This window comes from Serratia sp. 3ACOL1, from assembly GCF_003668775.1.
Classification (GTDB): domain Bacteria; phylum Pseudomonadota; class Gammaproteobacteria; order Enterobacterales; family Enterobacteriaceae; genus Chania; species Chania fonticola.
Genome location: NZ_CP033055.1, coordinates 5,437,325 through 5,451,833, shown reverse-complemented (window position 1 = coordinate 5,451,833; position 14,509 = coordinate 5,437,325). Strand labels below are relative to the sequence as shown.

Below are 14,509 nucleotides of genomic sequence, written 5' to 3'. Positions count from 1 at the left end.
ATAGATTTATGGATTATTAAACATATTGAATTGCGGATGTTCCTATTTACAGATTCTCCTGAGGCATGGTATTTACATGAATTTTTCGCCTTTCGTTTAAATAAAGTTTGCGACACATAAAAAGAGGTAATATGAGATACCTACCCAAGCTGCAACAACTCCAAACGTTTCAAGCCGTTCTTCTGCATGGCAGTATTCGCAACGCAGCTAAAGCACTTGGCCAGTCGCAACCAGGAGTAACACGCAGCCTGCAGGAGTTAGAGCAAATATTAGGCATCTCCCTGATGACAAGAGGAAACGCTGGTGTGGTCCTTACCGATGTGGGGCGGTTATTTAACTCTCGTATTGAGTTGGTATTAAATGAGTTAGATCGTGCTTTGGATGAAATCGAACATTATAATCTTTCAACATCAGGCCCAGTGACCATTGGGCTATCATTGCTACCTATTTTGACCATTTTCCCTGGTGCAATAAAGCGGTTCAAATTAAAAAACAAAAAGTCATGCGTGACCAACTTTGAGGGGCACGTCTCCGAATTACTGCCCGATCTACGGAGTGGCAAGTTAGACTTTATCATATGTGCCCATGCTCCTTTAGATTATTTAAGCGGATTAACCCAAGAGTCCTTAATCCATACCCACTACTTTATCTATGCTCGTAAAGGACATCCATTGGCTAATTGTACCTCATTGGTCGAGTTACAAGAGGCTGACTGGTTTTTACCCGTCACAAAAATGGGATACAACGATCAGTTAGAGCAATTATTGTTTAAACACAGCAACCAGAAAAACAGGTCCATCATGCGCGGTACGGGTGTTGCTGCGATGCAGATGATGATTAATTCCGATTATTTAACCATTGCAACCGGAGAGATGGTTAACAATAATCCATTAATGCATAACTTTTGCATTATCCCTGTAAAAGAAACGCTGCCCGAAGCTAACTTCAGCTTAATCTACTCATCCGAGCGCCCTTTAACCTTGGCAGCTAAAAAATTGATGAATGAATTCCGTTTGGAAAGTCAGCATTACGATTGGAGTTAGCCTATTACTTCCCTAACTGTTTCTTAACATTATGATTCGTGGGCCCGGAGAGGGAATGTCTGGATAACAGGGACTAAACCGGTTTCACCCTTTCGGGTTGATAAATTCAGCCGTAGTACCAAAGGCTTGGGGTCAGCTCCCCGACCATCTGGACTCCATCATGGGGCAGCCAACTGTCGGTAAAGACGCTTTGTATCGCGATCAGTTGGGCATAGTGGCGGATCCCCAGCTTGTGCATGGCTATGCCCTTCTGTGTGGAGATGGTTTTGATACTGCGCTTCGTCAGCGCGGCAATTTCGGCGGGAGTCATCCCCTGTATCAGGTACTCGACCACCTGCCGCTCCCCCATAGACAACGTTTCCTCATCACACCCCGGTAAAGTGCAGCCAGCCCGGCTATCCTCTCCCAATAGAATCTGACGTAACTGCGTATGCCACAAGACTAACGGTTGCCCCAGATCCACGATATGTCTCACCCCCAGACGGCGCAACCGAGTCACCAGATAAGGAATGGGGTCATCCAGAATAACCATCAGCGCGACGCCGGGAAAAGAGATACGCGCCTGCTGAATAAAGCGCAAGGCTAGCAATAAGTCTGCCTGTTGCCCAACGTGCAATGACATCACCAGCACATCCACCGGCTGTTCATCCAGATACCATTGTGCTTCAGCGGCTTTCTGGCAGTGCCAGACCCGCGTTAGCGAGTGGGTGTTGAGCAACGCCCAGATCCCAGCCTGAAAGAAACGGCACGGTGAAACTACTGCCACGCGGTACCGCTTCTGGTTAATCATGTCGTTACATACCAGGGGGAATTCGGCGTATTGTAGGGTGTGTCAGTGACCTGACTGCGTAAATGCTGGAACAGTTCCGCATCATTGCGAACCCCCAACTTGCGCATGCTATTGCACTTATGTGCGCTGATGGTTTTGACACTGCGATGCAGTAAATCAGCCACGTCAGAAACGCTCATTCCTTGCTGCAAGTACTCCAGTACCTTATGTTCCGCCTGCGTCAACACCACCAAACTGTCCTGCACTTGCGCAGGAGTGGCACTGTGCAGCAGGTACATTGCCATACTGGGGCTACAAACCTTGGCACCGGTCAGCGCCTGTGCCATATCACGGCGAGTCTGCTCCTGCGACTCCTGGCGGGCAAGCAGGCTGATGTGCGGCCGGAGATTCAAACGCGTCAACAACGCAATGTCCCGGCAATAGGTGCACACCACAATACGCAGCGCGGGCGCACGTTCAGAGAGCATCAGCAACTGTTGCGTGTCGCGAGCAATCTCCTGCGGCGAGCCACTGAGCACCACCGCCAACAGGTCAATTTGTGGCGGCGCCCATTGCGCCAGCAATTGCTCAAGCGAAGAGACCATCACCACCAGATGCATAGGGGGATCAAGGTTCTGAATAAAATGTGCCATCCCTGCCTGAAGCAAGGGGATAGGGGCAACAACGGCCAGTTTGACAACCGATAAAGGCGTATTCATGAGCGACTCCTAGATCAGTAATCCATTACGCGCTAGATAATCTCCACGAGTATAGAGATCGCTATCACTATGGAAGCCGAGCTTAATCATGGCACGGCGTTTATGGGTGCTGATGGTGCGCACATCCCGAGCTAGCACCCGCGCCGTGTCTGTCACGGTTCTGCCAGCAAACAGGCACTCCAGTACGTCCATCTCACGTCCGGTTAGCGATAATGACGGCGCGCCATTGCCAACCAGGTTCACCGCTGACGGGCTAAGACTGGACAACCCCGCCATCGCGCAGAGAACGCCTTGTGTCAGTGATGACAAGGGATCCTGTTTAAGGTAGATACCGCTGACCCTCAACGTTCTCAACTGTGCAAGCAGGTGCGGTTCCTGCAAAGAGGTGGCAACGATAAGCGGCACCCGTGCCCAGTACTGGCGTAAATGGCTAATCATTCGCAGCCCCTCCAATACCGATTCACCTTCGCCACACAGCTCGGTGATCACTACATCCACCTTGCCTTGCTGCATCGCCACTGGCAGATCGCACACCTTTTCTACATGCACACAATCCATGACCTGAAACTGTGGTGGTTGGAATGCAGAGCAGATCCCGGCACGCGTTATCGGGCAAGCATCCATGAGCAATACCCGGTCGATGCGGCATGCCGTCTGCATTTTCGGTAGGGGTGTGTTGTTCCATACGGTTGATGTCATCATGATAATAGTTCCGTTATTAATGACTCAGCTTGTCCTGATAGGTGCTGGCACCCAAAATAGACCTGGGTGCCGATGTTAAAGCTTGCTACGCCAATACACACAGCGGCTAGGTAAACCAACGCCGGCCGTCTAAACTTGACCGTGTTTTACCCGCCGCGCGAACTGATCTTGCTCCATCAGTTATAGGTAAAATCGACTGACATTACCGCAGCGATATTACCCGGCGTAACCGCCCCTTTGGCATAAGCACTGGCTCTCAATGCAAATGTTGCCGAGGTTCCTACCACCGTCATATCCATGGTAGATCCTGGGTTTTGCAGGGCATTCGGAGCCACATCCTGTTTAACTTCTACCGCCACGTTATCTGCCATACCCGTACCGCTGGTCGTCGCGTAGCGCCCGCCAGCCGCAGCGTCCGCCGTGCCGCTAAATGTTGCGGTAACTTTGCTGGTTGTCGTCGGACAGTCCTTCACTACCAGCTTGAATGGCACCGCCGTGGAGGTGTTTCCTGCCGTCGCCAGGTCCTTCGCCTGAATATTGGTCCCCAGATTGACGTTCAAATCTGAGTTGGTGGTGTCTACCGTACAGGGTGAAGCGACCACAACGCCGGTAATATTGACTTGAGTTGGGGCTGCCACAACCTGATGAACACCAGCCCCCAAAACCAATAAGGCCAGCAGCGTACGTTGAGTTTGTTTTTTCATGATGTTTCCTTACTGTTCCCGTCTATATTCCAGGCAGGGAATTCCTGCCTGATTTCCTTGAGTTAAAAAACTTAATTAATTTCGGCATTAATGGTGGCTACGGCCTTAAACTGTCCTACCGCCGGGGTATTGCCAGTCACGTTCATGGGTGCCAGACTCATAGAGCTGGAGCCAGATTGTGAGGAATAGTCGAAGGTGACGGGCAAACTTCCATTGACCGGCGGCACGATATTATTGTTCGCGTCGCGTACCCGAACCCCGATATCATTATTGTCCGTCTTCAATGCGGTTGGGTCCCCACTCGATGGCTCTCCACTAAAGGATAAGCTGACGACAACACCGTTAGAAATATTGTTACAGGCCAGCGTCATATTAACGACTTTGGGGGTAAAGCCTGTGGCAATGGCACCGGGAGTCTTGATGTCATTTGACCTGATATTGCCAAAGTCGACATTAATGACCTGCCCGGCATTAATTTCACAAGATTGTGGTACCGTTACCGATCCGCTCATATAGATAGATGACATCGGCACCCCACCAAATGACTTATCGACTTTTGAACCATAAAGGTCCAGGATCTTGGTGCTGGGTATGACGACCTGCCCCACAAATGGCCTGGTAAAGTACAAAGACACAAAACCACTACTACCGGACGTCCAGTTGGTCATACCCTTGCAAGCGCTGGGATACAGGTTGCTTACGCTAGCGAATGGGGTAGCAATATTTGCCTGCTTACCCCCTCCGACCCACAATTCAGTGGCAACTTCCAAATATCTATTTATTGAATAAAAATGTAAGCCATCATAGTCCCTTGTAAAGGTCAGATTGCTGGGCACCTCTGCCTTATAGAAGGTTATGGGCGAGTCTGTACAATCACAATTGGCAGCATAATCCCCACCTAAATTCCACTGATAGGTCTGCTTATAATACATGCCAGCCGAGTTATCCCCTGGATTTTCGAACTGTTTGACAAAGGGGAAGTTATATATCTTCGTGCCACCTACCGTGGTACACCACCCGGTTGCCGCAAAGCTGGATACGGAAAACAGGCACAGCAGGCCGCCCAATGTAAATTTAACTAACCTGATTAACTTCATCATCGTTCCTTACCGGCACTGCGCATTCAGCATCTGAATGCCAGCACTTTCCGTTGTCTGTTTTGTCAGTGAGTAACTCACCTGACACTGTTGGTCTGAACCGCTGCCCCACTTCACATTCAGGCTGCCGCTGTCTGCCATCCCGGTCAGATAAACCTGGCCACCGTCCCCAACGATAAAGCCCTGTGCTGTTTTCTGTGCCGGATCGCTCACCGTGGCACCGAAAGGTACCGGTGCGCCGCCCTGCCGTAACAGAGTCATCAGTATTCGCTGGCCCACGTTGGCCTGGAAGTTGGCTCGAACTACAGCACCACGGGTTGGCACCACGTTCTGAGAGGTCAACTCCACCTCAACGTCATCCGCCAGCGTTTCGGTATTCAACTGCACCTGATTCTTGCGATAAGGGCTGACGTACGGCACGATGGCATAACCACGCCAGTCGGTTTTAACCCCGGTCTGGTTGTTAACCCCCGTACCACCGGCTCCTGGTGCTTTCACCAGCGCAATGGTTTCCCCCAACGGCTGGCCGAAGGTCACCCCGTTCTGGTGCGCTATAATGCCGCCCTGCAGGCCGTAGTTCAGACGTTGACTGTTGCGATCGTAGGCATAACCCGCCAACACTTCCCCATAGGTACCGCGATAGTCGGCATTCAGGTTGCCGCCGTTGCCGATGCCTTTGTTGCCATAGCTTTGCTGTAAGCCCCAACTCAGGTTGTTGTCCGCTAACGCCGTGCCGTTCAGGCCGACGGAATTGTTGGTGGAACCCTTCTGGCTGGTGTTCAGGTTGTAGCTGGCATAAGTCCTGCTCAACCAACGATCCAACGGTATGCTGACGTTAAGCGCAAATATCTGATCGCGGTCATAAACGGCGCCACTGCTGTTGCCACTGGCCGTCGAGTTTTCGTTATAGCTGTAACTCAACCCGTAGCTGATACCATTCCAGCTGTTGTTATAGCCGGCACCAATCGAGCGTAAGGTACGATCGCTGTTCCAGTAGTCTTCGCTGACCCAGTTTAATGACAGGGTTCCCGCCGCATCTCCCAGGTTCTGGCTGATGGTCAACTCGCTGCGGTTGCGCTTGCGGTCGGTGAGCCGGTAACTACTACCGTCACGGTAGGTGTCCAATACTTCCTGCAAACTGTAGTAGCCAGCGGTTGAGTAACGGTATCCGGCAATCGAGAAGTTGGTACCCGTCTGTACCAGGTTCTTGCTGTAACGAACTCGCCATGATTGGCCATCGGTTTTAGGTTGGTCTTGCATCGTAGACCATGCCTGGGTCACGTCTGCCGATATGGCACCGATGTCACCCATGTTTTTGCCCAGCCCCAAGGCCACAGACTGGTACTTACTGGCAAACTGGCCACCGCCGTAGGCAGTAAAGCCATTGGACAGACCATAAATCGCCGTACCCTGGCTGAACAGGGTCTTGTCTATGCTGTTGTCATAAGAACGGTACTGTCCGCTGGTGACCGAGTACTTCAAACGACCTTGACGTTGCAGCACTGGCAGCGAGGCAAACGGCACCACTATCTGCTGTTGGCTACCGTCGGCTTCCTTGATGGTCACCATCAGGTCACCGCTGCCCCCGGTAGGGAACATATCATTGATTTCAAAGGCACCTGGCGCCACGTAGGTCTGGTAAATCACGTAGCCGTTCTGGCGGATAATCACCTGCGCATTGGTTCGTGCAATACCCCGTACCATTGGCGCATAGCCCTTCAGGCTGTCCGGTATCATTTCGTCGTCCGAGGCCAACTGCCCACCACGGAACGGTACGCTGTCGAACACGTCCGAAGGCGAACTGCTATCCCCCAGCGTCATCTGACTTTTCAGCGCGATAATGTCACGCTGGGCATAGGTATAGATGGTGTCCCATTTATCCTGGCCGTCACTGCTTCGGCTCCAGGTCGTGTAATTACGCAACCGCCACGCCCCGAGGTTGACACCTGGCCGCAGGTTGACGTATTGGCTGTTGCTGTCTTGGTTATTACCATTACGTGCATAAGTGTTGGCTCCGCTCATGCTGTAGTTGAGCAGCAATGCCGGGATACCTTGATCCCACTGGCTTTCAGGAACGTAACCACGTGCTTTCTGTGAGAGGGCTGCCTGAGGAATACTGATCAGTAATTGCTGTTCGCTGAAACGGAACTTGGCGCTGGCCTGGGGAATGGCACTGATGTTGGCGCATTGTGACTTGGCATCACCGAGCCCTGGGAATAAATCGGTTTTCACCCCCAAGGCATTAAGTTGCTCTACGCTCAGACAAGGTTGCAGATGCTCTTTGCCATCAGCCCCTTTTTGCATACTGAACGTCACATCCCGTGTGTCCTGCTGTTCGTTATTGAGATAGATATCGACCCGATAGGTGCCTGGTGCCTGACCTATGCCTTCCTCAAAAACCGTTAAATCTGTCGCGCCCTGGTTTGGGTTATCCATTTGCAGCAGTGCAGGGTTAAAATAGTCACGCGCCTGTACGCTAAAGGATAGGGTTCCCATCAATGCTAGCTGGGTAGCAATCAAATAAGCCAGCCTGCTGATGCGTGGCGAATGCCCGGCCTGGCTTTTATTGTTATTCATCCGTTTTACTCCATTGCCTGCAGGGTAAAATCCCCCCCTGTGTCCTGTGCCCCACGGCCTGTGGGGATGCCTATTCAATCAACGCTATACCTTGCAAGTCCTGCTACAACGCCGCGAGTTGCTCTTTGCTTACAGCCCCGTAGTCATTGATAATCTTCCAGCTGAGCGGGCCGCCGCTCACTCCGGTTGGCAGTGCAAAGCTTGCCGTACTCATCGGAGCCACATAGGTCACATCACTCAATTTCTTGCCTCCAACCTTCACTTCATAGAAATTCATATAAAACGGCGTCGGGTTGGTCACCTGCAGGTTATTACCACTGCGTTGCCAGGTCAGTTTCTCTGTGACTTGCTCCGGCGTGCCTTTGATGTCCTGCGGGCGGTAAATCAGCTTGATGCGCGTCTTCACTGCAATTTGCAGCGTATTGCGGACTTCAGCTTTGCTGGCGGCGGGGATGGACTTGATGTTCATCCAATACAACGATTCTTTATCGGAGGGCAGATTGCCCCCGGCACGCACCACGCGCAGGACGTTTTTCTGGTCGCCATCCAGGCGGAACAGCGGCGGGGTCACCACAAAGGGGGCTTTCTCAGCGCCACCTGCGGTGGTCTCTACCCAGGTCTGGATGAGGTACGGCCCCTTGTCTGGGTTACTGACGCTCAGTGAAGACTCCTTTTTACCGCCTTCATAAATCAGACGCGTACCGCCCACAATCACACCGGCCTGAGCAGCACAGCTCATCATCAGCAAGCTCGTCAGCACTGTGGCAGGAATAAATTTCATACAAACACCCCGTGAAATGAGACATAAAGGCCAGCTCAACTACCGCTGGCCTGAAATCAGAACAACTAATCTCTACGTCGAATTGGTAAAGTCTTAGTTGTAGTTAAGGGTGAAGCTTGCAGTGGAGTTCGCAACACCAGAACCAATGGTGGCGGAGGTAGAGATATAGCGTGCAACGAATTTCAGATCGTTATTACCCGCAACCAGTGGATATGATTTAGATGCGGTAAACAATGGAACTACAGCGTTAGCGTCATCGCTCAGCTGAATACCAACACCTGTTGCGCCACCAGCAGTCAGTGCCAGAACGGTGTTGTCACCAGACACAGCGATACCGTCAAATTTGACTGCAGCTTGAGTTGCCGCAGCCGGGCAACCTGTCAATTTGATGGTGAAATTGGTTGCAGAAGATTTAACACCCGCAGTCGGAACGCCACCCACGTTGAAAGAAGTGGTAGCGACTTCACCCAGATTCACTTGCAGTGGGCTGCCTGGGTTGTTAGTCACAACACAAGCGTCGTCGGTGATTTTACCTACGAAATCCACTTGACCATCAGCAGCAGCAGCAGCGGTAACGGCAAACACAGAAGAGGCCAATACGGCAACAGCAATCAGATTCTTTTTCATACAACACTTTCCTTTAATGTAATGCACCCATGTGCATAGCAAAATTATTTGACATAGCCTTATGTCGTTCCCTGTTTATTTAGTTCCTAGCGATAACCTCGCCCGTTAAATAACTGCTCGGGCCGTTAAGCCTTGTCTAACCGACGAGTCATTTTGAACTAAAGTGTACCGTCCAAATATTTATGCTGAAAATTCTTAGCCACCAGCATTAAACTTCAACCAGTGAGCAATTAATGAACAAACATGAAACATTAAGACTATCTTCAATGCCGAGGGGGATTTTTTAGACCAGTCAGGAGTGGGCATGAACAGCCACTAATGGGGAGAGCTCAATGATAAATAATCGTCCCGAAACCAACTCAAATCATTGATATTATTCATTGTTTAAAAATTAGGAATGTTGCCACAACAAATTTGTTGACTCGCGAAAAGATAATCCCTAGAGTGCGTGACAGTTTAGTTCAAAGTGTACCGGGTGAATTAAATTATTACATTTTGTTTACCAGACTTCTTTAAATCTCCGCGCATTGCTGGCCGTATAAAGTACGGTGTGCTGAATATTCTTATGCCCAAGAAAATCCTGAATCAATCGAGTATCTATCCCGCGGTCTGCCAGCGCGAATCCACAACCATGTCGCAGCATGTGAGGATGAGCGTTAATCTCCAGACCAGCCAACTCACTGTAATTACGCATTAACCAGTAGATACGCTGGCGGGATAGATGGTTTCCCTTCTCGGAAAGAAATAACCAGTCGCTGTCCGCACCTCGATAAGTGCGTCTGACCTTTAACCAGGCGCGTAACGCTTTATGTTCTTTGGCATATAAAGGATGAATGGTGGAAAAGCCGTTTTTCAGGCGATGGATATAAATGCTTTTTCCCTCCAAATCGATATCGGAAAGGCGCCAGCGGTTGATCTCACTGACGCGACATCCGTGGATAAAACACATCCAAATCAAACAGTAATCGCGTTCAGCATGTTTACCATGCTGAGTAGCTCCTAGCAGACGCGCAACTTCGGAAGGAGTCAGATGCTTGCGATTATTCATAGTGCCTCACTGTGACTTTACTAAAAAATGTGCAGGGCTATTCATCCTTTTACATACCTACAAGATTCATAGGATCGCTGATGCAAGGGTTGCTACAGCTTCAACCTATCCCAGAATCAGTATAGCGGAGAGGAAAAAAGACAACAGCCATGGAATTGCTAAGGATATCCGACAAAAAAAAAGAAACGCCATAGAAAAGCCAATACCCTATGATTTAAAGGATTATTCTTTCTTAAGTGGGAGATAAATCCGAAAAAATTCATTCACAATGTAATGAAATACTCTATCAATAATGAGTGCAGTAGCCAACATTGGATTTATATATTATATCTTCATAACATTCTTATCCATGACTGCATAATAGGTTAGAGGTGGCTATATATACAATATTAGACTCAACCTAGGTTGGATGAGTCTAACTATTATAGATGAATTAAATAAACTGCTTTTCAAGCAGGTTTTAATTATATTCTAATCGAGCGAAAGCGCCCCGCGTTACTGGCTGTATAAATTACCGTATTCTGAATATTTTTATGACCCAGATAATCTTGGATTAAGCGAGTATCGATGCCGCCATCAGCCAGCGCATAGCCACAGGCGTGGCGTAACATATGCGGATGTACGGGGACATTCAGTCCAGCAAGTTCACCGTACTCGCGAAACAGGCGATGCATCTGCTGGCGAGAAAGCCGCCCCCCCTGGCGTGAAAGAAACAGAAAATCACTGTCTGCTTCAAGATATTGCGGGCGCAGGGCCAGCCAACTGACCAGTGCGGAGTGTTCACGCGGCTGGATCGGATGTTGGACAGAAAAGCCATTTTTCAGGCGATTAACGTACAATTTTTTGCTGAGTAAATCCAAATCTTGCAGGCGCAGATTACAGAGTTCGGAGACGCGCAATCCATGAATGAAGCAAACCAGCAACATACATTTATCACGGACGGTATTCTTATGATCAGGAATTGCATCAAGTAAACGCTGTACTTCATCCATGCTCAAAAACTTACGATTGGTGTTAGCCGACATGCGGTATTTCCCTATACACATTTTTCCAGATATTGGATTTAACGACATAAGAAAATTCTGGTCAAGCTACAACCTGATGCTCATCATAACTTTGTGGAATAAATCGAATTTCAGCGGGTTTAGTGCCATTTATTCATTTCACATCGTAGTAATAACGTGTGGGACAGTCTGTTTTTTGAACAAGCAATTTTAACATCGGTGCTTTATTTAACCACGCAAATCGTAAGCTAGACTCACCATTTGATAGAAGGAGGGGGTGTTCGCGTATGCTCTGAAGTGAGGAAATAGGGAGTTATCGAAAACACTTGGGGTATGCAGAGATACCCCAATAGAAGAGTTAATCAGGCTTGCCTTAGACGGTCAAACCCCCGTCAAGGATCAGGCTTTGCCCCGTCATATAACGGCTATCATCACCGATGAGAAACGCGGTGGTACGCGCCACTTCGCTGGCTTTGCCCAGGCGGCGCAGAGGAATTTGCTTGCGCAGCGCCTTCAGCGCCTCCGGCGGAATGGCCTGCGTCATCTCGCTTTCGATAATCCCGGGCAGCAGGCAGTTCACCCGGATACCAAAACGGGCTACTTCCAGCGCCAGAGATTTCCCCATGCCGATCATCGCCGCCTTACTGGCCCCGTAAGCCGTTTGCCCGGTGTTGCCCTTGATGCCCGTCACTGAAGACATCAGCACCATCGCCCCTTCCCCCTGCGCCATCATGGCGGGCAGCAGGTGACGGTTCCAGTAAAAGATGGCGTTGAGGTTGGTGTCGATCACCTGCCGCCAGCGCTCACCGGTTTGCTGGATATGCAAATCATCCAGCGTGATCCCGGCGTTGTGGATCACCGCAAAAGGCGCTCCGAGGCGTGTCAGCAACTGTGGAGCCACAAGGTTCACCGCCTGCTCGTCACTGCCGTCACAGACGCAGCTTTCCACCCAACCCGGCAAACCCGCGCAGGTCGCAATCACCGCCGCGCTGGCCGACTGGCCGCTACGGCAGGTGAACACCACGTTCCATTGCTTGGCCAGTTCTTCCACTAACGCGCGGCCAATCCCCCGGCTACCCCCGGTCACTAATACCCATTGTTTAGTCATAGGATTACTTTTGCGTGTCAGCCAGGCTTTGACAGAGCTCACCCAGCGTCATATTCGGCTGATTGATGAACATTTCGGCGTTGAGCGTGACTCCGAACTCACGCTTGGCCAGCACCATCAGCTCCACATAGTCCAGGCTGTCCAGCTTCAACTGCTGCAGGGGCATCTCTGGTGCCAGATCGGCCATCTCAAGATCTTTGGCATCACAAATCATTTCAGTAACGGTGTCGTAAACCTGTTGGTAATTTCCCATGGTAATATCCCTATGTTTAGTTGTCGGCCATTGGCCATGTTTTTAAGGTCACCGAGGTGACAAGCAACGCTTGCCGCTGCGTTCTGGCCTCGATCACCGCGCGTAACACAAATCCGCTGCTTCGGTCCCCGATAATCAGCATCGGCTGAATGCGGTAGTACAGCCGATCTTCGGGTTCAAATAGCGTTTCGGGGTTGAATAATCGGGCGCTGAAGTGGGTCTCATGGTGCGTCTGTACCACCGGGATCTGAGCAAACACCTCAACCAGCGTAGCGACCTGCAGTTCCGGCAGCGCCGTCGTCAGCGCCGCCAAGGTTTCCGGGGATTTCACCAGCAATTGGAACAGCAGGGCGTCAAAGAAACTCCACGCCTGAGTGGCCTCCGATGCCTGTCCCGGGAACCGCAGGCTGAGAGCCATCACCTCGTTAACGGTCAGCGCATGCTCATACTCAGAAGCTACCAGCTCTAACGACTGAGCCGGAGCCAGTTTGCTGTTGAAACAGCTTTCCTGCGTGACACTGTCCAGCATCTTGCCGGTGATCTGCTTGCCGCTGCCCGCTATCTGCAAGTGATACGGCGTCTGGCACAGCACCGGTCGGCGCATGCGAGCGCTGAAAACATAAAAGTCATGCTCCAGCGGAGTTGCAAGCAACACCGCACTCAGATGACGTTTCATGTCCAGCATCGCACGCATCCCGTGGACACTTAGCTGATCGGCCCCCATTTTGCGCACGTGCTGCAGATCAAAATGGATCGGGTTGTAGTCGCCGGAAAAGGCGGCCCACTCTTCAGCATCACGCAGGGTGTAGTTGAGGATCATGCTCATGCCTGCCCGATAACCAACGCCGCGTTAGCACCACCGAAACCAAAGCTCAGATTCAAGATATTCTGTAATCGGGCCGGGCGATGCCCTTCGCTGATGTAGTCCAGATCGCACTCCGGATCGGCGTTTTTCAGGTGGCAGGTGGCAGGCATCAGCTGATGCTGCAACGCTTGAAGGCAGATGATGGATTCAAAGCTGCCTGCCGCCGCAATCAAATGCCCGGAGTAAGACTTGGTGCTGGAAAGCGGGGTGCTATAGGCCGCCTCGCCGAAGGCCAGCTTGATCGCCTGGGTTTCATTCAGATCGTTGAGAGGCGTAGACGTGCCATGCGCGTTGATATAGTCAATCTCCTCCGCCGTTACCCCGGCCTGGCGCAAGGCATGCTGGATGGTTTTCACCCGGGCAATCTTGTCTTCCGCCGGTGCGGTAAAGTCGAAGGCATCGGAGTAATTGCCATAGCCCTTGATTTCCCCCAGGATGATTGCCCCACGCGCCAGTGCGGCTTCGCGCTCTTCCAGGCACAACACGGCTGCACCTTCGGAAAGGACAAAGCCGTTGCGATCGAGGCTGAACGGGCAGCAGGCCTTGCTGGCATCATCCTGCTCACTCGCCAAGGCGCGCAGGATATCGATGTTCCATACGGCGGCATCGGTACACAGCGACTCGCCAGCCCCGGCCAGCATCATCGAGGCACGGCCACTGCGGATCACCTCAAACGCATCGCCGATGGCGATCGTCCCGGTAGCACAAGCAGCAATCGGGCTATTCTGATAGCCGCGCAGTCCCCAAAACAGGCTACAGGCCGCCGTTGCGGCATTCGGCATGGACAGGAAACAGCCAAACGGCGAACCCAACCCGGTGCGCAGATAGCCTTCGTAATTAATATGGGTTTCATCCTGACCCGCCCATCCGCTGCCGATGATGGTGCCGCACTCAAGCAGATCGTAATAGGCCGCCGGGCTCTCCCCGTGGAAGGCCATCTCCATCGCTTCGCGGGCCGCCCCCAACGCCAGGCGGGCAAAACGTGGCAGGCGGCGACGGATCGCTGCAGGAACGCCTTTCAGGCTGGGTTCATCGTCGATCACCCCGAAGAAACGTGACTGGATCCCCACGGCGGACCGATCGAAATAGCGGTAGCCCAACTGATAATCCATAATCGCCGCCCAGCTTTGCTCGGCATTCATCCCCAATGGCGTGACCGCACCAAAGCCTGTAACCACCACGCGACGTGACAAAGCATCTTTATTCATGATC

General features: G+C 51.4%; 15 protein-coding genes. 1 reads left to right on the top strand and 14 read right to left on the bottom strand.

The features are described 5' to 3' along the window. Nucleotides 1-131: 131 nt before the first annotated feature. Nucleotides 132-1,043, top strand: a complete 912-nt coding sequence (locus D9980_RS24780; RefSeq protein WP_121608716.1) for a LysR substrate-binding domain-containing protein — start codon at nt 132-134, stop codon at nt 1,041-1,043. Between the two features lie 106 nt (nt 1,044-1,149). Here the strand turns inward: D9980_RS24780 and D9980_RS24775 are convergent, their stop codons facing one another. The 14 genes from D9980_RS24775 to D9980_RS24705 all read right to left on the bottom strand — a co-directional run bounded on the left by D9980_RS24775 (nt 1,150) and on the right by D9980_RS24705 (nt 14,505). Further along, entirely contained in the window at nt 1,150-1,833 is a 684-nt protein-coding gene (locus D9980_RS24775; RefSeq protein WP_121608715.1) for a LuxR C-terminal-related transcriptional regulator, read from the bottom strand. Continuing rightward, nucleotides 1,830-2,531, bottom strand: a complete 702-nt coding sequence (locus D9980_RS24770) for a response regulator transcription factor (RefSeq protein WP_024529781.1) — start codon at nt 2,529-2,531, stop codon at nt 1,830-1,832. Before D9980_RS24770 ends, D9980_RS24775 begins: the two co-directional genes overlap by 4 nt. Nucleotides 2,532-2,540: 9 nt before the next feature. Continuing rightward, entirely contained in the window at nt 2,541-3,233 is a 693-nt protein-coding gene (locus D9980_RS24765) for a response regulator transcription factor (RefSeq protein ID WP_121608714.1), read from the bottom strand. 176 nt (nt 3,234-3,409) lie between these two features. Further along, entirely contained in the window at nt 3,410-3,937 is a 528-nt protein-coding gene (locus D9980_RS24760; RefSeq protein WP_121608713.1) for a fimbrial protein, read from the bottom strand. A gap of 71 nt (nt 3,938-4,008) precedes the next feature. Further along, on the bottom strand, nt 4,009-5,037 hold the full coding sequence (locus D9980_RS24755; RefSeq protein WP_238393666.1) for a fimbrial protein: 1,029 nt from the start codon (nt 5,035-5,037) through the stop codon (nt 4,009-4,011). 6 nt (nt 5,038-5,043) lie between these two features. Then, on the bottom strand, nt 5,044-7,611 hold the full coding sequence (locus D9980_RS24750; protein ID WP_121608711.1) for a fimbria/pilus outer membrane usher protein: 2,568 nt from the start codon (nt 7,609-7,611) through the stop codon (nt 5,044-5,046). A gap of 103 nt (nt 7,612-7,714) precedes the next feature. After that, on the bottom strand, nt 7,715-8,392 hold the full coding sequence (locus D9980_RS24745; protein WP_121608710.1) for a molecular chaperone: 678 nt from the start codon (nt 8,390-8,392) through the stop codon (nt 7,715-7,717). Nucleotides 8,393-8,485: 93 nt separating this feature from the next. Next, the gene (locus D9980_RS24740) at nt 8,486-9,019 is read right to left on the bottom strand and encodes a fimbrial protein (RefSeq protein ID WP_121608709.1); all 534 of its coding nucleotides are present in this window, start codon (nt 9,017-9,019) and stop codon (nt 8,486-8,488) included. Nucleotides 9,020-9,518: 499 nt separating this feature from the next. Next, a complete protein-coding gene (locus D9980_RS24735; RefSeq protein WP_121608708.1) occupies nt 9,519-10,067 on the bottom strand; it encodes a tyrosine-type DNA invertase in 549 nt (182 codons plus the stop codon). Between the two features lie 464 nt (nt 10,068-10,531). Continuing rightward, on the bottom strand, nt 10,532-11,092 hold the full coding sequence (locus D9980_RS24725; protein ID WP_024529774.1) for a tyrosine-type DNA invertase: 561 nt from the start codon (nt 11,090-11,092) through the stop codon (nt 10,532-10,534). 352 nt (nt 11,093-11,444) lie between these two features. After that, nucleotides 11,445-12,179 carry an SDR family NAD(P)-dependent oxidoreductase gene (locus D9980_RS24720; RefSeq protein ID WP_024483502.1) on the bottom strand — a complete coding sequence of 245 codons (735 nt, stop codon included), beginning with the start codon at nt 12,177-12,179 and terminating at the stop codon, nt 11,445-11,447. A 4-nt stretch (nt 12,180-12,183) separates the two neighbouring features. After that, nucleotides 12,184-12,432, bottom strand: coding sequence for an acyl carrier protein (locus tag D9980_RS24715; protein WP_121608706.1), 249 nt, complete (start codon nt 12,430-12,432; stop codon nt 12,184-12,186). A 16-nt stretch (nt 12,433-12,448) separates the two neighbouring features. Then, nucleotides 12,449-13,258 (bottom strand): MaoC/PaaZ C-terminal domain-containing protein, encoded by an 810-nt coding sequence (locus tag D9980_RS24710; protein WP_238393665.1) that lies wholly within the window; start codon nt 13,256-13,258, stop codon nt 12,449-12,451. Continuing rightward, nucleotides 13,255-14,505: a beta-ketoacyl synthase gene (locus tag D9980_RS24705; RefSeq protein ID WP_121608704.1), complete on the bottom strand. Its 1,251-nt coding sequence runs from the start codon at nt 14,503-14,505 to the stop codon at nt 13,255-13,257. Before D9980_RS24705 ends, D9980_RS24710 begins: the two co-directional genes overlap by 4 nt. Between the last annotated feature and the right edge of the window lie 4 nt (nt 14,506-14,509).

Coding starts and splice junctions, on each gene's coding strand:
- D9980_RS24725 (WP_024529774.1), bottom strand. CDS start 11,092: ATGTCGGCTAACACCAATCGTAAGTTTTTGAGCATGGATGAAGTACAG.
- D9980_RS24720 (WP_024483502.1), bottom strand. CDS start 12,179: ATGACTAAACAATGGGTATTAGTGACCGGGGGTAGCCGGGGGATTGGC.
- D9980_RS24780 (WP_121608716.1), top strand. CDS start 132: ATGAGATACCTACCCAAGCTGCAACAACTCCAAACGTTTCAAGCCGTT.
- D9980_RS24760 (WP_121608713.1), bottom strand. CDS start 3,937: ATGAAAAAACAAACTCAACGTACGCTGCTGGCCTTATTGGTTTTGGGG.
- D9980_RS24745 (WP_121608710.1), bottom strand. CDS start 8,392: ATGAAATTTATTCCTGCCACAGTGCTGACGAGCTTGCTGATGATGAGC.
- D9980_RS24715 (WP_121608706.1), bottom strand. CDS start 12,432: ATGGGAAATTACCAACAGGTTTACGACACCGTTACTGAAATGATTTGT.
- D9980_RS24750 (WP_121608711.1), bottom strand. CDS start 7,611: ATGAATAACAATAAAAGCCAGGCCGGGCATTCGCCACGCATCAGCAGG.
- D9980_RS24755 (WP_238393666.1), bottom strand. CDS start 5,037: ATGATGAAGTTAATCAGGTTAGTTAAATTTACATTGGGCGGCCTGCTG.
- D9980_RS24705 (WP_121608704.1), bottom strand. CDS start 14,505: ATGAATAAAGATGCTTTGTCACGTCGCGTGGTGGTTACAGGCTTTGGT.
- D9980_RS24770 (WP_024529781.1), bottom strand. CDS start 2,531: ATGAATACGCCTTTATCGGTTGTCAAACTGGCCGTTGTTGCCCCTATC.
- D9980_RS24710 (WP_238393665.1), bottom strand. CDS start 13,258: ATGAGCATGATCCTCAACTACACCCTGCGTGATGCTGAAGAGTGGGCC.
- D9980_RS24740 (WP_121608709.1), bottom strand. CDS start 9,019: ATGAAAAAGAATCTGATTGCTGTTGCCGTATTGGCCTCTTCTGTGTTT.
- D9980_RS24735 (WP_121608708.1), bottom strand. CDS start 10,067: ATGAATAATCGCAAGCATCTGACTCCTTCCGAAGTTGCGCGTCTGCTA.
- D9980_RS24775 (WP_121608715.1), bottom strand. CDS start 1,833: ATGATTAACCAGAAGCGGTACCGCGTGGCAGTAGTTTCACCGTGCCGT.
- D9980_RS24765 (WP_121608714.1), bottom strand. CDS start 3,233: ATGATGACATCAACCGTATGGAACAACACACCCCTACCGAAAATGCAG.